Consider the following 18,541-nt stretch of genomic DNA (forward strand, 5'->3'; position numbering starts at 1 on the left):
GCCAGCTTCGCCGCAAGTACTTCCATCCTCTGCACATGGCCTTCCGGGTATATTTTCGTTGACTTATTAACGGTGTGTACAGCTAGGAAAAGTACAGATTTGAAATACAAATTCAAGATTTGCAAATCAATGTGTTAGCGTTATGCTATCGCCATATATTATGGCGAGGGATGACGCATGCTTTACCAGTTTTTTGTCGACGCTAATGGTAGTAACAAACGAGCATCATCTATAGCCATGATCATGTTATTTGCGACCGGATTTATTCCAATATATCTTGGATTGAAGGTGACAGATTTAGACATAGATATAAGTTGGTTTGGTAAGATTGTGGTCAGCCATCCCGATAAAATTGTAATGATATACTTGGTTTCATCAGTTTTTTCTGTTCTCCGATTTTATCTTCATAACAAAAAAGAATACCTATATGTTAAAACAAGCTGCCTCCGTTACTTTTTCAGAACTTCGGCTGGATTTGGTTTTATCAGACAGTATGTACTAAACAAGGATGCGTCTTTTTTCATTGGTCCTATAGAGAATAAAGATGATGATTTTTCGTTTACTATCAGTGGTTACTGCAATAGTACTGACAATAGTCCATCTGAGAAGTTTGAAACATCGGTAGGGCCAAGGGGTGGGGTGATACATAAGTTAGAAATCGAGCATGTAAACAAAGAAAATATCAATATAAATTATCTAAGGCACGCAACTGAGTGGGGAGTGGTCGTTCAGAGGTTTGAAGAAGGCCAAACTTCTATTGTGCGAACTGTTTGGGCTTCACCTAAAAGTTTGCGGCTCAAAGCCATTATGACACTTGGCAGCTTTTGTGCGTTTCCTAAACAGCTGATGATGGATCTAACTGTTTTGGATTTTTTAGTACCCGTTCTACTAAACTTAGGCCTCTGTTATTTTATACTGTTTAATATGATATTTTTATAGCCAGTACCGCGGCTGGAACTTCAACTGAATCGTACCGGTAAATTCGGAGGCGGATTTGTTTGAGTCATGCTGCCGTATCTTGCTTTAATTGTCGATAATAGTTTTCCTCATATTCAGCTGGCGGGATATCGCCAATCGAGCTCAGTAATCTGCTATTGTTAAACCAGTCTACCCAATCCAGCGTTGCAAGCTCAACCTGCTCCAACCCTCGCCAAGGGCCGTCTTTATAAATGACCTCGGCTTTGTACAGGCCGTTAATTGTCTCTGCTAATGCATTGTCATACGAGTCCCCAACACTGCCGACAGACGCGGTAAAGCCTACTTCTGATAATCGCTCTGAGTATCGTATCGAGACATACTGGCTTCCTCTGTCGCTGTGATGAATGACGCCTTTCGGCTTGCCCCTGGCCCATAAAGCCTGCTCCAGTGCATCCAGAATTAACGGCGTCTGCATCGACTTCATTACCCTCCAGCCTACAACTTTACGGGAGAACACATCGGTGACGAAGGCGACGTAAACGAAGCCTGACCAAGTGGCTACATAGGTAATATCCGCCACCCAAAGCTGGTTTGGCCGACTTACAGTAAACTCCCGGTTCACCAGATCCAGTGGTGTTGCAGCACTCTCATCAGGGAGCGTCGTGACACAACGACGCCCTCGTCGCACACCCTGTATCCCAAGAATGCTCATCAGTCTGGCAACGGTACAGCGAGCCACCGTAAAGTCCTCACGCCTCAGTTGCTTCCAGACCTTCCTGATACCATAGCATTGCCGATTGTCCTGCCATACACGCAGAATCTCTGGCTTTAACGCCTCATCCTGATGATAACGCTGACAGCGCAGCTGTGGCCGGGCTGCAAGTGACTTGCACCGAAAATACGTTGATGGCGCGATTTGCAGCACACGGCAAATCGGCTCGACACCATGCAACGCTCGGTGCGAATCAATGAACTGGATTATTTCTTCGGTTTGCGCAGGACGGCCTGCCCGTCGGCTCCGCTTGGGCAAAAAACGCCGCAGCTTTCTTCAGGATCTCGTTGGCCTGCTTAAGCTCTTTGTTTTCTCGCTCAAGTTGTTTGATCTTGGCTGCGGCATCGGTAGTAATACCTGGCCTTTTGCCTGAGTCCACCTCGATTCGATTAACCCAAGCCCTTAACGTCTCAGGTGTACAACCAATTTTTGATGAAATAGACACCAGCGCCGCCCATCTCGATGGGTGATCATGCTCTGAGGTTAAAACCATACGAACTGCGCGTTCGCGTACTTCTGCGGAATAAGTTGTTCTTTTGTTCATGGACTAATTCTCTCAAGAAAATTAGCCTCCGACAAACCCGGTATGATTCAAACCCACTACACATGCCTTTTCTGGTATATCTTCGTTGACTTGGCATCGGTGTGCGTTGCCTATGCCTGCTGGTCTTTGCCGATGTCGGTGAGCAGGTGAATGGATAAGTGCGTACTTCGTGGAACATCGGCCTTCCTTCTGCTGCCAAGTTGTTGAGTACATTTAAACGTTAGCCTGGGCTAAATGCAGTTCCCATTAACACTTACTTTGTAAATGAGCTATCGTTAATTGATTGCTTTTTATACAAAAAGGTTTATTGCATGACAGCACCTCTAAATTTGATAATCAAAGATCGTCAACGGCTACAAAATCCTTTTGCACATCTCGATGATGAAGGGGAATTTAGCGCCGATATGCCCAGCCAATTTGCTGCCACTAACATAAATAAAGCTCAAGCTGATATTGCTGCGGCTAATGGAGGTCCTCGGCACCCGTATGAAGTGTTAGCCAATCAGATTGATGATGAAATTAAAGTGCCACCATCTTTAAATGCTTATCCGGGTATTCCTGCTACAACGTATGAAAGCAAAGAACTGCACGAAGGCTACAAAGGTAACCTGAACCGCTACGCAGTAGCGGCAAACCAGGAAGAAGATGAGTTTTTATCCGTTGGCGGTAATAACAAACAGAACTTACCTTTACCGCTGCTGCAATTTAATCAGCTTGTTACGGATAGCAAAGGCAAAATTAGTTACAAGCATATCGAAGAGGCAGCACGAAAACTCGCTCATGCCATATGGTATCAGAAAGAAGCACTGTGGCCGGATGGTGTACCTGATGATCCGGCAGAGTTGCTGAACCCTGAAAAGGCGTTTGAACTGTTGGGCTATAAGGTATTTAAAAGAAGCTCATTGGGTGTGATTGAAGGTGATATTGATGTCGCTGGAATTATAGACAAAGATAATCGAACAGCAGAACTCTCTCTGTTAATGCCACCTGAAATTATGAATTTTACAGCTGCCCATGAGGTAGGGCATGCCATTATGCATCAGCAGTCTGGTTTACATCGTGACAGACCATTGGATGGCAGTGGCGCTGTACCCCGCGACCATATTGAGCTTGAAGCAGACAAGTTTGCAGTATATTTTTTAATGCCTGCCAAATTAGTAACCAGCCGCTTTAAGGCACGGTTCTCAGAGGACGTGTTGTTACGGGATAACCTGCAATATCTGCTTAATAGTAGTAATGATAAGCGCATCGAAAAGGAGCTCTCGACCAAACGGGGGTTAGCGAGAGCTTTGGCAGGTTTGGATCGTATAAACGGTGAAGCAGTATTCTCGCTTGCTGAGCAGTTTAAGGTTTCCATAGGAGCAATGGCTATTCGGCTGGAAGAGTTGGACTTGATACCAGAATACTAAATTTGCGCTTAAGGCCGATAAACCGGCTTTAGATGTTGGCTACAGAAACAACAAAGCCCCGCTTTTGCGGGGCTTTGTTTTGGGGAATTTAATGGTCGGTACGAGAGGATTCGAACCTCCGACCCCTTCACCCCCAGCGAAGTGCGCTACCAAGCTGCGCTACGTACCGACGTAGCGCGTATCATAATGATTCCCCGCCAGAATGCAATGCTGTATCGCCTGACTGCAGCAATTTTCGCCAGTTTAACAATAGCCTGCTGAGCAATTAAGTAACCATTCAGTCTTTACTGCTATTAGTTAGGTTGCACTAACGGAGGGCAAATTAATGAAACAGACAATACTGACAAGTGCAGTGCTGGCGTCGTTGACGTTACTGGCTGCGTGCGACAGCGACTCAGACGACGATGATATACAACCACAGATGACCCGCTTTAGTTTGGCAGTAAGCGATGCACCGGTAAATGGCGCTAAAGTCGTTATGTTGTGTTTTAGTGAAATTGAGTTAACCGGTAATGGCGTGGGCAATCAGAGTTTTACCGTGGGGGATGACGACGCGGCAGCAGAGGCGAATGATGAATGCCGTGATGCGCAGGGGACAATTATTCCTAATACGCGCGGGGTAGATTTACTGCTGCTTGATGGCGCTAAGTCTGAAGCGCTTTTAACCGATGCTGATATTGAAGCCGGCAATTATGGCCAGCTACGGCTGGAAATTGCCTCCGGCAGTTATGTCGAGTTGGAAGATGGCATGCGGGAGCCATTACAGGTGCCGTCAAATGAATTAAAGCTGGGCAGTTTAACACTGGTTGAAGGCGGCAATGCTAATTACACACTGGAGTTTGATTTACGTAAGGCGCTGATTAACCCGCCAGGGCAAAATGGTTATTTCCTTAAACCAACCGGCTTGCGCTTGGTTAACAACACTGAGGTTGGCCATTTAACCGGCCAGGTAGCAGAAGGGTTGCTGATCAATAATAACTGCACAGTAGCCCCGGCTGATGCCTCTGTGCCGGTAGCGGCGGTGTATTTGTACCAGGGGGCTGATCGGCCACTGGATGAGTTAGCTGATAATGGCGGCGATAATACCTATCAGCCTTATGCCAGCACCAACGTATATTTTGATGGTGTAAGCGAGTACCACTACAGTATTGGCTTTATTCAGGCTGATAACTATACCGTAGCGCTAAGTTGTGACGTAGACGACAACCCGGAAGCGGCCGACGATATCGCCTTTTTACAGGCAAAAAATGTGGTGGTAAGCCCTACAGCAACACCGGTTGAAATAGACTTTATCGACTAAGCAGCTTATCAGCGTAATGAATGGCCGCTATTGCTGCGGCCAGCTATCACGTTTTACGCTTTTTTGTTAATATAGCCGTCTTTACGTCTTCGGGTGTGTCGCTGTGCTGTGGATCCCTTTTACCTTGCTGGCTGCATTTATGCAGGCCTGGCGCAATGCGTTTCAAAAACAACTTAGCAAAGATGTTAGCGTAGCCGGTGTTACGCTGGCGCGGTTTATCTGGGCATCGCCTTTAGCGGCGCTTTATTTGTATGTGTTATACCAGTGGCAACCAGCAGCTATGCCGGTGTTTAGCGGCCATTTTGCCGGTTTTATTATTGCCGCCTCTCTGGCACAAATACTGGCTACGGCACTAATGGTAAAGCTGTTTAAGTTACGAAACTACGCTATAGGTGCCGGCCTGGCAAAAAGTGAAGCCGTGTTGGCGGCGGTGCTGGGCGTAGTGTTTTTTAGTGAGTCGTTAACCTTACTCGGCTGGTTTGGTGTTGCTTTAGGAGGCTTCGCGGTATTTTTACTCAGTGGTGCCAGTTTGCGCCAGTTATCCGTGTCGGTGCTGTTGCTGGGCCTTGGCAGCGGTTTAGCCTTTGCACTGACATCCTTATGGGTGCGGCAGGCCAGTTTAGTTATGGGTTTACCGTTTCCATACGGTGCAGCCTGGGTATTATTGCTGGTTATTATGCTGCAAACGCTGTTATTGCTGCTGTGGTTAACGTTGAAAGACAGGCCGACATTAACGGCTTTATGGCAGCGGCCTAAACTTACCTTACTGATCAGCCTGTGCAGCTGCATTGGCTCCGTTGGCTGGTTTACCGCCATGAGCCTGGAGTCGGTGGCGCTGGTAAAAACACTGGGGCAGGTTGAAGTGCTGTTTATGTTACTGATTTCGGCTTTTGTATTTAAAGAAAAACTGCAAAAAGCTGACCACTGGGGGCTGGCGCTGATAGTAGTGGCCGCTATTGCGGTAATGTGGGCCTGAGGCTGGCGCCTCAGGCAGTGGCTTTTATTAAGGCTGGGTTAGTGCCCATTGCGTTAGCAGTTGTACGCCATAACCGGTTGCACCTTCAGGGGTTATTCCGCTATTGCTGTTAGCCAGAGCATTACCGGCAATATCAATATGCGCAAAGGGTGTGTTACCAACAAACTGCTGCAAAAACAGCGCTGCGGTTGAGGCTCCGGCACTGCGGCCACCGTTGCGCAGATCGGCAATACGGCTTTTTAGCTCTGGCAACATGTCGTCGCTAAGCGGCAGGCGCCATAGCTTCTCGTTTACCTGCTCACCAGCCTGTTGTAGTTGCGTCACCAGGTTATCGTTCTTACTAAATACGCCGGCATAGTAAGCGCCCAGTGCGGTTACTTTAGCGCCTGTCAGGGTGGCTATATCTACTATAGCGCGTGGCTTGTAGTGTTTTTCGGCGTACCAGAGCGCATCAGCCATTACCATACGGCCTTCAGCATCGGTGTTAATTATTTCAACACTGATACCGGCCGCTGTATTAACCACATCTCCCGGCAGGTAGGCGCGGTCAGAAATCATATTTTCTGCCAGTGCCATTACAGCCACTACATTTACCGCTGCTTTTTGCTCAGCTAAAGCGGCGATAGTACCAAGAGCGGCGGCTGCACCGGCCATATCGCTGGTCATACGGATAATAGAATCTGCCTGGATTTTCAGGTTATAACCGCCGGTGTCAAAGGTAATGCCTTTACCGATAATAGCCAGAGGAGCCTGCTGGCTGCCTTGCCAATGGGCAATAACCAACCGTGGCGGGCGGGCACTGCCGCGGCCAACAGCTAAAATGGCGCCCATATTGTTTTTTTGCAGCGCGTTTTCATCAAAAACAGTAACTTTTACGCCCAGTTTTTTCAGCTCACTGGTTTTGTCAGCAAAATTGGCTGGCGACAGCCCCATAGCCGGCTCGTTGGTAAGGTCCCGTGCCAGAGTGACACCATTGGCAATAGCGTTTAACTGGGTATGACGGCGTTGAGCTTCGTTGGGATTGGCAACAACAAAGTTTAGTTGCTGGCCTTTAGTATCAGTTTTGGCATCAGCAGGTTTGGCTTTGTAGCGCGTAAAGGTATAAGCACTCAGCGTTGCACCGAAAGCCAGTTGTGCTGCCAGTTCGGTATCAGCCAGGCTGCTGTTAATCTGGCTGGCATCAATAACAATATTTTTTGCCGCAGATTTAGCCAGCAAGCGGGCAAGATCAGCCCCTACGGTAGCCGCAGTATTTGCTGTATGCTCTGCTGCGTTACCAACACCTAAAAGCACTACACGCTTATAGTTGCTATAGGGCGCTGCCGGTGTAAGCCACTGCAGGCTCTGGCCGGTTTTGCCGCTGAAATTTTCGCTGTCAGCCAGCTGTTTTAGCGATTCCTGTTGCAGGGGGGCATTGCTGGCAGCAAGCAGGATTAATGTATCGGCGTCGGTATTGGCCTGCTCGTTAAAGCGGATATCAAAGGCGGTAGCATAGGTGGTAAAACTTAGCAGCATTAACGCTGTTATCATTATTTTGTGCATCTGGTGCGGTCCTTATGTTGTTTTTTGTATTGTCTGTATAAAATTGCTGGTTGCAAGACTTATGCGATAAGGCAACGGGGGGTTATGCCCGCCGTGTTGAAAAACAATTGGCTTTCGCTACTGGTGAATTTTGATTAACTCAGTAAAATAGTTCGCTCTTTGAGCCTCATACGTAGTGATCCCAGTGTCAGACCAAGATTTATATGCCGATATCCGGCCGTACAATGATGATGAAGTTGCTCCGGCAATAGCCCGTTTAATTGCTGATGACGAGTTTATTCAGGCTATTTTGCATTACCGTTTTCCGCATTTATCCGGCCCGTTCGGCTGGTTGTTGTCGCCTATGGTTAAATTTGCCTTAAAGCGGCGCTGGGCAAAATTAAACAGCGTGCATGCGGTGCAAAAGCAGGTTGCCAGTTTTATGGACCGCATGATAGACAGCACCACCAATAAAATCACCGTATCGGGTTTAGAAAACCTGACAGCCAGCCAGGCCTATCTGTTTGTGTCTAATCACCGTGATATTGCTATGGATCCGGCATTGGTAAATTGGTGCCTGCATCATAATGGCTTTAATACAGTACGTATTGCCATTGGCGATAACCTGCTGCGCAAAGCCTGCGCTACCGAGCTGATGAAGCTGAATAAAAGTTTTATTGTAAAGCGTGGCGCCAAAGGCCCGCGCGAGATGCTGAAAAACTTCTCGCAGTTATCGGCCTATATTAAGCATTCGCTGCAACAGCAGCATTCGGTATGGATTGCGCAAAAAGAAGGCCGCGCCAAAGACGGTAATGATGAAACCGATCCGGCTATTCTGAAAATGTTTTATATGGAAGGCAAAAAACGCGGCGAAGATTTTGCCACTTACATGGCCGGTTTAAACATAGTGCCGGTGTGCCTGTCATACGAATACGACCCTTGTGATATCAATAAAATAAAAGAGTTGTGGCAAAAGCGCACAGAGGGCTCATACCAAAAAGGCGAGTTTGAAGATATCGACAGTATTATCAAAGGCATTGTTGGTTATAAAGGCCGGGTGCATGTTGCTTTTGGCAAACCCCTAACTACTGTGCCGGCAGAGCCGGAGCAACTTGCTGCGTTAATTGACCAGCAAATCTGGCAGCAGTACCGCTTATTTCCGGTAAATTACCTGGCAGCAGGCCAGCAGCACGCCTCGGTGGATCATGCGGTTATTGAACTATGGCAGCAGCGTTTACAAGCCTTACCAGCAGCGGCAGCCCCTATGCTAAGTGCACTTTATGCCGCACCGCTGGTTAAGCAGCAATTGCAACAGCAAACGGAAAACTGTGCTTGAGCTACCTTGTTGGGGTAACTCTGCTATGGGCATTTTCTTTTAGCCTGATTGGTGTCTATCTGGCTGGGCAGGTTGATGCTTACTTTGCTGTTTTGCTACGTGTTGCGCTGGCTCTGCTGGTGTTTTTGCCGTTTATGCGCCCGCTACCCTGGCAACTTGCCTGTAAATTGTCAGCCTTGGGCGCGGTGCAGCTTGGGCTGATGTATTTATTTTATTATCAGTCATTTCTATTACTAACGGTGCCGGAAGTATTAATTTTTACCATTTTTACGCCGGTATATATCACCTTACTTTATGACGCGCTGCAGCGCCGGTTTCAATATCGCTTTTTACTGGCGGCCTTACTGGCTGTTATTGCCGCGGCGCTAATGCGTTATAAAGGCTTAACGGAGGAATACTGGCTTGGTTTTGCTGTAGTGCAGGGGGCCAATCTGTGTTTTGCCATCGGCCAGGTAGGGTATAAAGTACTGCTGGCCAGGCAGCCGGTTAAGTTGGCGCAGCATCAGCTGTTTGGCTGGTTTTATCTGGGAGCGCTTGTTGTTGTGTTACCGGCCTGGTTGTTATTAGGTTCGGCGCAGTATCCGCAGCACAACATACATTGGGCAGTGTTGTTGTGGCTGGGTTTGGTAGCATCTGGTGGTGGCTACTATTGGTGGAATAAAGGCGCTACCCTGGTAAGCAGCGGCATGCTGGCAGTAATGAACAATATGCTGATCCCGGCCGGTTTGCTGGTGAATATATTGCTGTGGAACCGTAATGAAAATTTACTGACTCTGGCAGCAGGTTCGGTGTTATTAATACTATCCTGTATGTTGTGTAAGCCTGTGCACAGTGCAGTAAAACCCGGAGTGGTAAATGGCCAGACAAATTAGCTATACCTTTAATAAGCAGCGTAAAGTGATCAACTTCAGCTATGACAAGCACCACGATATGTATGAAGCCGTAGCAGCTGCTGAGGGCATAGATTTAACCCGCTTTCTGGCGATGGAGCAGCAGGTTGCCATGGCAGCCAAGCGCGGGGCAGCAGTGAAAAACTACCGGCAGCAAGAGTTTGCCCGTATGGGGTTTGCTGATATCGCTTTTGTCAGAGAAGAGCAGTAGGGTATTGGCCTTACCGCCTGTGTAAACAGAGCCCGGTATCCGGGCGCTTATTTCTTTATATTAAATTACAGGCAATAAAAAAGGACACCGCGGTGTCCTTTTTTTAGCAAGTGCTTAAAATTACAGAACTGTAACGTTAGCAGCTTGTGGGCCTTTTTGGCCTTGTTCGATTTCGAAAGCTACGCGTTGGCCTTCGTTTAAGGTTTTGTAACCTTCAGTCTGGATTGCACGGAAGTGAACGAATGCGTCAGCGCCGCCGTTATCCTGAGTAATGAAACCGAAACCTTTATCAGCGTTGAACCACTTTACTACACCAGTTACTTTAGCCATGAATGACTCCTAAAAATTTAATAAAACTAATTGACGCTTAATTGCGCTTTTAGCCTGACTGTTACCTTACTTATGCGGCCAAACGTGCGTGAATCTTCAGGACATGACTTACAATGAAGCTGTGTAGCGAAGTTTTCATAAACATTTTGTTACATAGGTCTGCTTTACAGGCCGGCAATCACTATAGCAGGTCTGATATGAATGTATATAGCAAAATGCAAATAAACCGTTGTCTGGCAATAAAAAAGCCTTAAAAATAAAAAAGGCCGCAAAAGCAGCCTTTATCTCAGTTGTTTATTTATTGAGCATTAAGCATTTAACGCAACTTTAGGCTCAACAAAGCTAAAGCCTAACGCTTCTGCAACACTTTGGTTCGTTACATGGCCGTGCATTACATTTAAACCATTCATTAAGTGTTGGTCATCCAGCAGCGCCTGCTTATAGCCTTTATTAGCTAAACGGATAATAAACGGTAGGGTAGCGTTGTTCAGTGCAAAGGTAGAGGTGCGTGGCACAGCGCCAGGCATGTTAGCTACACAGTAGTGCACAACATCGTCTACGATATAGGTTGGTTCCGCGTGGGTAGTTGGCTTAGAGGTTTCTACACAACCGCCCTGATCGATAGCAACATCAACAATAGCTGAGCCAGGCTTCATCCGCTTGATATGATCTTTGGTAACGAGTTTAGGTGCTGCAGCGCCAGGCACCAGCACACCACCGATAACTAAGTCTGCTGCAAGCACTTCCTGTTCCAGCGCGTCAGCAGTAGAGTATATAGCTTTTACGGCACCGTTAAACTGGGCATTAATACGGCGCAGTACATCAACACTACGATCCAGTACGGTAACGTCAGCACCTAAGCCTACAGCCATTTGTGCAGCGTTAGTACCCACCATACCGCCACCAATTACGACAACTTTAGCCGGAGCAACACCTGGTACACCACCTAATAACATACCGCGGCCGCCGCATGATTTTTCCAGGGCACGGGCACCGGCCTGAATTGACATCCGGCCGGCCACTTCAGACATTGGCGCTAACAGCGGTAAACCGCCACGGTTATCCGTAACAGTTTCATAAGCAATACAAATAGCTTTAGATTTGATCAGATCCTGTGTTTGCGGTAAATCCGGTGCCAGGTGCAGGTAAGTAAACAGAATTTGGCCTTCACGCAGCATAGCGCGCTCAACTGCCTGAGGCTCTTTTACCTTAACAATCATTTCTGCTTTGGCAAAAATTTCTGCAGCAGTGCCCAGTACAGTCGCACCGGCGGCGACGTAATCGTCGTCGGTAAAGCCAATGCCCATACCGGCGTTTGTTTCAACCAGTACGCTGTGCTTGTTATTTACCAGCTCACGCACGCTGGCCGGTGTCATGCCTACGCGGTATTCATGGTTTTTAATTTCTTTTGGTACGCCAATTATCATAATGTTATGCCCTTTTCTGAGGTAAATGTTGGCTAAGGTAAAATTTGTGCGCAGTATACTGCTAATTTTGTAGAATTAATGCTTGTTTTATGGCGCCGCAGTAGTGCAAAATTCTGTTTAAATTTAAAAAGCAAATTTTTTAGCTGCCATGTACTCTTTAAGTAAAAGTATCAAGAAGTTAGACAGGATAGATCGCAAAATACTGCTCGAATTGCAGCGTGATGGCCGTTTAGCCAATGTAGAACTGGCGCGCAGGGTAGGGCTAAGCCCGACACCTTGCCTGGAGCGGGTACGTAAGCTGGAAGCTGAGGGCGTGATTTTAGGCTACAGCGCACAAATTGATCCGCATAAAGTTGGCGCAGCCTTATTAGTGTTTGTCGAAATTACCTTAAGTAAAACCTCGCCGGAAGATTTTGACGAATTCAGCAAAGCGGTGCAAAAACTGGAAGAAATTCAGGAATGCCACCTGGTATCCGGCAGCTTCGACTTTTTACTGAAAACCAGGGTGGCAAATATGGCTGCCTACCGGGAACTGTTGGGAGAAACCCTGCTCAGATTACCCAGTGTGCGTGAAAGCCGCACTTATGTAGTGATGGAAGAGGTGAAGCAAAGCACTTTTGTTGCGATAAGTGCCATAAGCAGCTAATTAGCAGTTCAGCCGTGCTTCACGGATGCACTTTTACAGTGTCTCTGGTATCTTAGCCTGCAGTACTACACTCTGGTGCGCTTGAACAAAAACGATGATAAAAAAGGTAGGGCCTTTCATTTGCAAAACCGAGCTTATTTTCCGCTAAACGGTGTACAGCGCTTGCTGGAAGTCGGATTAATTGTGTTTTCCGGCTTTGCCTTATTTCTGTTACTGGCACTGTTGTCTTTTGATCCGGCTGACCCCAGCTGGTCGCAAACCGGTTACCAAACCAGCATTCATAACTACGCCGGGCCAATAGGTGCCTGGCTGGCTGATTTATTGTTATTCAGTTTTGGCTGGATTGCTTATCTGATCCCGTTTTTGGTGGCACTTGCCGGTTATTTGTTGTTTAAGCGTTTTCACGACGTAATGAGCCTGGATTATCTGATCCTGGGCCTGCGCCTGATTGGCCTGGTATTAACACTGCTCACAGCAACGGCAATAAGCAGTATGAATTTTAATGATATTTTTTATTTTTCTTCCGGTGGCGTTATCGGTGATGTAGTTAGTGGCGCCTTGCTGCCGTACTTTAATTTTATCGGTACTGTTTTGCTGTTGTTGTGCGGTTTTGCTACCGGCTTAACCCTGATGACCGGGATATCCTGGCTAACGGTAGCCGATGCGCTGGGCGCAGCCTGTTATAGCGCTGTGCAGTTTGCGATCTCTGTACCACAGCGCCTGCGTGAGCGCAGTAAAGACGACTATGACCCTTTTGCCGCAGAACCAGAGCAGGACGAGTTTGACGACGAACCCGTGGTTATAGCCGAAAAGCCGCGCAAGACACCACAGCTGAGTAAGCCGGTGGCAGATACGTTGCCGATCACGCCGTTAAATGCCAAAACCGAAGCCAAGGCGTTTTACAGTGTGGATACGCTGGCTGATGAGGAATTGTCGTTCAGTGCGATTGATGAGCCGGACGCTGCACGCTGGAGCGATACCCTGCAACAACTGGATTTACCGCCAGACTCTGAAATTGAAACCATCCTGACTGAAATTGCAGATGAAGAAGATGACAGTGAAGAAGTCTCTCACCTGATGGAAGAGCTGCCGTCACTGGCATTACTGGACCGGCCGGACAAAGCCGCAAACCCGATTGACCCGGCTGATTTAGAGCGGGTGTCGCGTTTGGTAGAGGCGAAGCTGCTTGATTTTAACGTTGACGCTAAAGTAGTCGGCGTACACCCAGGCCCTGTGGTAACCCGTTTTGAGCTTGATTTAGCACCCGGTGTTAAAGTCAGTAAAATTACCGGCCTGGCCAAAGATTTGGCGCGTTCGTTATCTGCCATCAGTGTGCGGGTAGTAGAGGTTATTCCGGGGAAATCTTATATTGGTTTAGAGCTGCCAAACCAGCACCGTGAAATTGTGCGGTTATCTGAAGTGATTGGTGATGAGATATTTGAAAGCTCTAAATCTCCGCTGACAATGGTCTTGGGTAAAGATATTGCCGGTAAGTCGGTAGTGGCTGATCTGGCGAAAATGCCGCATTTGCTGGTGGCTGGTACAACCGGTTCGGGTAAATCGGTTGGCGTAAACGTGATGATTTGTAGTTTATTATATAAATCGACGCCGGATGATGTGCGCTTTTTAATGATCGACCCGAAAATGCTGGAATTATCTATTTACGAAGGTATTCCGCACCTGCTAACTGAAGTTGTTACCGATATGAAAGATGCCGCTAATGGCTTACGCTGGTGTGTCGGCGAGATGGAGCGGCGCTACAAATTAATGTCGGCGCTGGGAGTGCGTAACCTTAAAGGCTATAACGCCAAAGTAAAAGAAGCCATTGCAGAGGGGGCGCCGTTAAAAGATCCGCTGTGGCGCCCGTCAGATAATATGCGCACTGAAGCACCATTATTAGAGAAATTACCGTCTATTGTGGTGGTTATCGACGAATTTGCTGACATGATGATGATTGTCGGTAAAAAAGTAGAAGAGCTGATTGCCCGTATTGCGCAAAAAGCCCGTGCGGCAGGTATCCATCTGATCCTGGCAACCCAACGGCCGTCGGTAGACGTTATCACCGGTTTAATTAAAGCTAATATTCCTACCCGGATAGCCTTTCAGGTGTCATCAAAAATTGACTCCCGCACTATTTTGGATCAGCAAGGCGCAGAAAGCTTATTGGGGCAGGGTGATATGTTGTATTTGCCGCCAGGCTCCGGTGTACCAAACCGGGTGCATGGTGCCTTTGTCGATGATCACGAAGTGCATGCTGTGGTTGCCGACTGGAAAAAACGCGGTAAGCCAAACTATATTGCTGAAATTTTAAGTGGAGAAACCACTGAAGAGAATCTGCTGCCAGGCGAAACCCTGGAAGGTGAGGATGGCGAAGCCGATCCGCTGTATGATCAGGCTGTAGCCTTTGTTACCGAAAGCCGTCGTGCTTCGGTGTCCGGTGTGCAGCGCAAGTTTCGTATAGGATATAACCGTGCCGCCCGTTTGGTTGAACAAATGGAGCATAGCGGCATTGTCAGTGGCCCCGGCCACAATGGTAATCGTGAAGTGATGGCACCACCGCCACCCAAAGGATATTAAATGCTACGTAGTTTGCTAGCGGTTATTGTGTTGTGTAGTTCTGTTTCTGCTGTGGCGCAAAATGCCGAGCAGACGCTACAACGTAAACTGGCCAGTATTAAAAGTTTTTCTGCCAGTTTTGAGCAGCAAGTGTTTGATGCACAAAAGCAGTTGCTGCAACAGGGCAAAGGCGAGCTGATGATCAGGCAGCCAGCACTGTTCCGCTTTGAAACCACTGAGCCCGAGCCAAATCTGTTTATTGGCGATGGCCAAAGCCTGTGGTTTTATAATGAAGCGCTGGAGCAGTTAACCATTTATGACGCTGCTAGTGAGGTAAACCGCACGCCGTTTGTGTTACTCACATCTACCAAACCTGAGCTTTGGGCGCAGTATAACGTGGAGCAACAAGGCGAGCAGTTTGTTATCCGCTCAAAAGACGCTGATAGCCCGGTAAAACAATTAACCCTGAGTTTTTCCGGCGCGGCATTATCTAACATGCAGGTATTGGACATGAATCAGCAAACCAGCGAATTTAACTTCACTTTAATGCAGCTGAATATTGAGCTGGATAAAGCTTTATTCCGGTTTACCCCGCCAGAGCATACTGATATTGACGATCAGCGTCAGCGATAGCAACCTAAAGATAATTTTGTGAACTCATTACCACTTGATTTTGCTGATGATTTTCGACCTCTGGCCGCCAGAATGCGGCCACAGACATTGGCCGAATATGCCGGGCAACAACATTTAATTGGTGAAGGCACCGCGCTTAAAAAAGCCATTGAAGCCGGGCGGGTGTTTTCGCTTATTTTATGGGGGCCACCGGGTACCGGTAAAACCACTTTGGCAGAAGTTATAGCCCGCCACGCTGATGCGGCTATTAGTAAATTGTCGGCAGTAACCTGTGGTATTAAAGAAATTCGCGAGGCAATTGCGCAGGCACAGCAACGCCAGCAGCAATATCAGCAACGTAGCTTGCTGTTTGTTGACGAGGTACACCGTTTTAATAAAAGCCAGCAAGATGCCTTTTTACCTTTTATAGAAGATGGCACCATTATTTTTATTGGCGCCACCACTGAAAACCCTTCTTTTGCGCTGAATAACGCTATTTTATCCCGTGCCCGGGTGTGTGTGCTTAAACCGCTAAGCGATACCGATTTACAGCAGGTACTAGCACAGGCTTTGACAGATAAAGAGCGTGGTTTGGGGCTTGAAGCTGTGCATCTGGCTGCTGATGCTGAGCAGTTGCTGCTGCAACTGGCAGACGGCGACGCACGTAAATTACTCAACCTGCTGGAACAGGCCGCAGAGCTTACTGAGGCTGATAGCAACGGCAAAATGATAAGCTTTGACACGCTGAAAAATCTGGTGCCAAAGCAGTTACCGGGCTTTGATAATCAGGGTGATCTGTTTTATGACCTGATCTCCGCCTTTCATAAATCAGTGCGCGGCTCGGATCCGGATGCCGCCTTGTATTGGTATTGCCGTATTCTGGCAGGCGGTGGCGATCCGCTGTATGTTGCCAGGCGGTTGCTGGCCATTGCCAGTGAAGATATTGGCAATGCGGACCCACGTGCACTGACACTGGCATTAAATGCCTGGGATACCTTTGAACGGGTGGGTCCTGCCGAAGGTGAGCGGGCTATAGCGCAAGCCGCGGTGTATCTGGCATTGGCGCCAAAAAGTAACGCCGTGTACAGCGCCTTTAATCAACTGAAACAACTGGTGGCAGAACAGCCTGCTTTTGAGGTGCCACTGCATTTGCGTAACGCGCCAACAAAGTTAATGAAACAACTGGGTTTTGGTGAAGGTTATCGTTATGCCCATGATGAAGCCGGCGCCTATGCCGCCGGCGAGCGTTATTTGCCGGCCGAGCTTGCCGGGCAGCGCTTCTATCAACCGGCAGAGCGTGGCATGGAAAAACAACTGGCAGAAAAACTGCGTTACTTAAAGCAGCTTGATGCTGACAGCTCATGTAAGAGAGATAAGTAATGCTGACCTATCTGGCGGTCGCTGTCGGTGGTGCCGTCGGGGCATGTTTACGCTTTGGCATTAACGAACTGATGGTGAATGTTTTAGGTAAGTCATTCCCTTTTGGCACTTTGCTGGTTAATATTCTTGGCTCTTTTGTGCTGGGGTGGTTATTTGCACTGTTCAGTAGTGGTGTACTGGCGGTATCACCCTGGCGGGCACTGATAGCTATTGGCCTTATTGGTGCTTTTACCACGTTTTCAACCTTTTCGCTGGATACTGTTTTGCTGATACAGCAAGGCGACTGGCTAAAAGCAATCGCCAACGTATTATTAAATGTGTTGTTGTGTTTAACGCTTGCCTGGTTAGGGCTTAAACTGGGTTCAATGAAGTAATTACTATGCTAGATGCGAAATTTTTACGTACCGAATTAACTGAAACGGCCAACCGTCTGGCCCAGCGTGGCTTTGTACTGGATGTGGCGCGTTTAACTGCGCTCGAAGAACAGCGTCGCACTTTACAGGTAGACACGCAGGAGCTGCAAAACCTGCGTAATACCAAATCTAAAGCGATTGGTCAGGCGAAAAGCCGTGGTGAAGATATTACGCCACTGCTGGCGGAAGTTGACGGCCTGGGATCTCAGCTTGATGCAGCCAAACAGCAACTGGATGCCGTGCTCTCTGAAGTAGAGCAAATCGCCCTGACGATCCCCAACTTACCGGACGCTTCAGTACCAGCCGGGAAAGACGAAACTCAAAACGTAGAAGTACGTCGTTTCGGCCAGCCACGTGAGTTTGAGTTTACTATTCAGGATCATGTGGCACTGGGTGAAGCGCTGGATAAAGGGCTGGACTTTGAAAGTGCAGTAAAAGTAGCGGGCTCACGGTTTGTGGTAATGCGCGGCCAGGTTGCCCGGCTGCATCGTGCGTTAACCCAGTTTATGCTGGATTTACACACCAACGAGCATGGTTACACTGAGCTTTATGTACCTTATCTGGTTAATCATGCCAGCTTATACGGCACCGGTCAGTTACCCAAATTTGGTGGCGATTTATTTCACACCCAACCTGCCACCGAAGAGGGGCAGGGTATGGCGCTTATTCCAACGGCCGAGGTGCCGGTGACGAATTTAGCCCGTGACACTATTTTTGATGCCAGCGAATTACCGGTTAAATATACTGCCCATACGCCATGCTTCAGAAGTGAAGCCGGTTCATACGGCCGTGACACCCGTGGTTTAATCCGCCAGCATCAGTTTGACAAAGTAGAGCTGGTGCAACTGGTGCAGCCTGAGCACTCAATGCAGGCGCTGGAAGAGTTAACCGGCCACGCTGAGAAAGTGTTGCAGCTGCTAGGTTTGCCATACCGCGTAATGCTGTTATGTACCGGTGATATGGGTTTTGGTGCAAGCAAAACCTATGATCTGGAAGTATGGCTACCGGCACAAAATACTTACCGCGAAATTTCATCCTGCAGCAATATGGGTGATTTCCAGGCCCGGCGTATGCAGGCACGCTATCGCAGCACTGAGATGAAAAAACCAGAACTTATTCATACGTTAAATGGCTCTGCTCTGGCTGTAGGCCGTACTCTTGTTGCTATTCTGGAAAACTACCAGCAGGCAGATGGCTCTGTTGTTGTGCCTGAAGCGCTGCGGCCTTATATGGGTGGTTTACAGCAATTAGGCTGATAAGCTGCTGGTTGTCTTGTGCTCCATCCCAAGCTAACGGACGG

General features: G+C 48.0%; 17 protein-coding genes, 1 tRNA gene and 1 other annotated feature. Of the genes, 13 read left to right on the forward strand and 5 right to left on the reverse strand.

Annotation, left to right across the window (positions count from 1 at the left end; genetic code table 11):
- Positions 1 to 177: 177 nt before the first annotated feature.
- Positions 178 to 939: a hypothetical protein gene (locus M2404_RS17180; protein WP_259240984.1), complete on the forward strand. Its 762-nt coding sequence runs from the start codon at positions 178 to 180 to the stop codon at positions 937 to 939.
- Positions 940 to 1,003: 64 nt separating this feature from the next.
- Here the strand turns inward: M2404_RS17180 and M2404_RS17185 are convergent.
- A protein-coding gene (locus M2404_RS17185; RefSeq protein WP_405047794.1) for an IS3 family transposase occupies positions 1,004 to 2,234 on the reverse strand; the annotation gives its coding sequence in 2 pieces (ribosomal slippage) (positions 1,004 to 1,934 and positions 1,933 to 2,234; 1,233 coding nt in all).
- Positions 1,826 to 1,956 (reverse strand) — a sequence feature (AL1L pseudoknot). Its footprint overlaps the gene before it by 131 nt.
- Before the next feature lie 311 nt (positions 2,235 to 2,545).
- On the opposite strand from M2404_RS17185, the gene M2404_RS17190 reads away from it, so the two are divergent.
- Positions 2,546 to 3,643 (forward strand): ImmA/IrrE family metallo-endopeptidase, encoded by a 1,098-nt coding sequence (locus tag M2404_RS17190; protein WP_259240985.1) that lies wholly within the window; start codon positions 2,546 to 2,548, stop codon positions 3,641 to 3,643.
- A 92-nt stretch (positions 3,644 to 3,735) separates the two neighbouring features.
- Here M2404_RS17190 and M2404_RS17195 read toward each other — a convergent pair.
- Positions 3,736 to 3,812 (reverse strand) — tRNA-Pro (locus M2404_RS17195).
- A 156-nt stretch (positions 3,813 to 3,968) separates the two neighbouring features.
- On the opposite strand from M2404_RS17195, the gene M2404_RS17200 reads away from it, so the two are divergent.
- On the forward strand, positions 3,969 to 4,943 hold the full coding sequence (locus tag M2404_RS17200; RefSeq protein WP_259240986.1) for a DUF4382 domain-containing protein: 975 nt from the start codon (positions 3,969 to 3,971) through the stop codon (positions 4,941 to 4,943).
- 103 nt (positions 4,944 to 5,046) lie between these two features.
- Positions 5,047 to 5,919, forward strand: a complete 873-nt coding sequence (locus M2404_RS17205; protein WP_259240987.1) for a DMT family transporter — start codon at positions 5,047 to 5,049, stop codon at positions 5,917 to 5,919.
- A 27-nt stretch (positions 5,920 to 5,946) separates the two neighbouring features.
- Here the strand turns inward: M2404_RS17205 and M2404_RS17210 are convergent, their stop codons facing one another.
- A complete protein-coding gene (locus M2404_RS17210; protein WP_259240988.1) occupies positions 5,947 to 7,461 on the reverse strand; it encodes a leucyl aminopeptidase in 1,515 nt (504 codons plus the stop codon).
- A gap of 184 nt (positions 7,462 to 7,645) precedes the next feature.
- Between M2404_RS17210 and M2404_RS17215 the strand changes: the two genes are divergently transcribed.
- From M2404_RS17215 to M2404_RS17225, 3 genes are read left to right on the forward strand one after another with little or no spacing between them, the layout of a single operon-like run.
- Complete coding sequence (locus M2404_RS17215; RefSeq protein WP_259240989.1) at positions 7,646 to 8,776, forward strand: lysophospholipid acyltransferase family protein; 1,131 nt, start codon at positions 7,646 to 7,648, stop codon at positions 8,774 to 8,776.
- Positions 8,773 to 9,648 (forward strand): EamA/DMT transporter family protein, encoded by an 876-nt coding sequence (locus M2404_RS17220; protein ID WP_259240990.1) that lies wholly within the window; start codon positions 8,773 to 8,775, stop codon positions 9,646 to 9,648. The genes M2404_RS17215 and M2404_RS17220 overlap by 4 nt, the downstream gene beginning before the upstream one ends.
- The gene (locus tag M2404_RS17225; protein WP_259240991.1) at positions 9,632 to 9,877 is read left to right on the forward strand and encodes a DUF2960 domain-containing protein; all 246 of its coding nucleotides are present in this window, start codon (positions 9,632 to 9,634) and stop codon (positions 9,875 to 9,877) included. Before M2404_RS17220 ends, M2404_RS17225 begins: the two co-directional genes overlap by 17 nt.
- A gap of 120 nt (positions 9,878 to 9,997) precedes the next feature.
- Here the strand turns inward: M2404_RS17225 and cspE are convergent, their stop codons facing one another.
- Together cspE and ald are read right to left on the reverse strand one after the other, a co-directional pair.
- Positions 9,998 to 10,207, reverse strand: coding sequence for a transcription antiterminator/RNA stability regulator CspE (gene cspE, locus M2404_RS17230; protein ID WP_027670166.1), 210 nt, complete (start codon positions 10,205 to 10,207; stop codon positions 9,998 to 10,000).
- A gap of 308 nt (positions 10,208 to 10,515) precedes the next feature.
- Entirely contained in the window at positions 10,516 to 11,634 is a 1,119-nt protein-coding gene (gene ald, locus M2404_RS17235; protein ID WP_259240992.1) for an alanine dehydrogenase, read from the reverse strand.
- Positions 11,635 to 11,782: 148 nt separating this feature from the next.
- Here ald and lrp point away from each other — a divergent pair, with 148 nt between their 5' ends.
- The 6 genes from lrp to serS all read left to right on the forward strand — a co-directional run bounded on the left by lrp (position 11,783) and on the right by serS (position 18,497).
- Entirely contained in the window at positions 11,783 to 12,280 is a 498-nt protein-coding gene (gene lrp / locus M2404_RS17240; protein WP_215397736.1) for a leucine-responsive transcriptional regulator Lrp, read from the forward strand.
- Positions 12,281 to 12,400: 120 nt separating this feature from the next.
- Positions 12,401 to 14,857: a DNA translocase FtsK gene (locus M2404_RS17245; protein ID WP_259240993.1), complete on the forward strand. Its 2,457-nt coding sequence runs from the start codon at positions 12,401 to 12,403 to the stop codon at positions 14,855 to 14,857.
- Positions 14,858 to 15,469 carry an outer membrane lipoprotein periplasmic chaperone LolA gene (lolA, locus tag M2404_RS17250; protein ID WP_259240994.1) on the forward strand — a complete coding sequence of 204 codons (612 nt, stop codon included), beginning with the start codon at positions 14,858 to 14,860 and terminating at the stop codon, positions 15,467 to 15,469.
- 18 nt (positions 15,470 to 15,487) lie between these two features.
- Positions 15,488 to 16,828, forward strand: a complete 1,341-nt coding sequence (locus tag M2404_RS17255) for a replication-associated recombination protein A (protein ID WP_259240995.1) — start codon at positions 15,488 to 15,490, stop codon at positions 16,826 to 16,828.
- Positions 16,828 to 17,202: a fluoride efflux transporter CrcB gene (crcB, locus tag M2404_RS17260; protein WP_259240996.1), complete on the forward strand. Its 375-nt coding sequence runs from the start codon at positions 16,828 to 16,830 to the stop codon at positions 17,200 to 17,202. Before M2404_RS17255 ends, crcB begins: the two co-directional genes overlap by 1 nt.
- 5 nt (positions 17,203 to 17,207) lie before the next feature.
- The gene (serS, locus tag M2404_RS17265; protein ID WP_259240997.1) at positions 17,208 to 18,497 is read left to right on the forward strand and encodes a serine--tRNA ligase; all 1,290 of its coding nucleotides are present in this window, start codon (positions 17,208 to 17,210) and stop codon (positions 18,495 to 18,497) included.
- Positions 18,498 to 18,541: the final 44 nt, after the last annotated feature.

The sequence above is a fragment of the Rheinheimera pacifica genome (assembly GCF_024809855.1).
Lineage (GTDB): Bacteria > Pseudomonadota > Gammaproteobacteria > Enterobacterales > Alteromonadaceae > Alishewanella > Alishewanella pacifica_A.

Coding starts and splice junctions, on each gene's coding strand:
- M2404_RS17200 (WP_259240986.1), top strand. CDS start 3,969: ATGAAACAGACAATACTGACAAGTGCAGTGCTGGCGTCGTTGACGTTA.
- crcB (WP_259240996.1), top strand. CDS start 16,828: ATGCTGACCTATCTGGCGGTCGCTGTCGGTGGTGCCGTCGGGGCATGT.
- lrp (WP_215397736.1), top strand. CDS start 11,783: ATGTACTCTTTAAGTAAAAGTATCAAGAAGTTAGACAGGATAGATCGC.
- serS (WP_259240997.1), top strand. CDS start 17,208: ATGCTAGATGCGAAATTTTTACGTACCGAATTAACTGAAACGGCCAAC.
- M2404_RS17225 (WP_259240991.1), top strand. CDS start 9,632: ATGGCCAGACAAATTAGCTATACCTTTAATAAGCAGCGTAAAGTGATC.
- M2404_RS17190 (WP_259240985.1), top strand. CDS start 2,546: ATGACAGCACCTCTAAATTTGATAATCAAAGATCGTCAACGGCTACAA.
- lolA (WP_259240994.1), top strand. CDS start 14,858: ATGCTACGTAGTTTGCTAGCGGTTATTGTGTTGTGTAGTTCTGTTTCT.
- cspE (WP_027670166.1), bottom strand. CDS start 10,207: ATGGCTAAAGTAACTGGTGTAGTAAAGTGGTTCAACGCTGATAAAGGT.
- M2404_RS17210 (WP_259240988.1), bottom strand. CDS start 7,461: ATGCACAAAATAATGATAACAGCGTTAATGCTGCTAAGTTTTACCACC.
- ald (WP_259240992.1), bottom strand. CDS start 11,634: ATGATAATTGGCGTACCAAAAGAAATTAAAAACCATGAATACCGCGTA.
- M2404_RS17180 (WP_259240984.1), top strand. CDS start 178: ATGCTTTACCAGTTTTTTGTCGACGCTAATGGTAGTAACAAACGAGCA.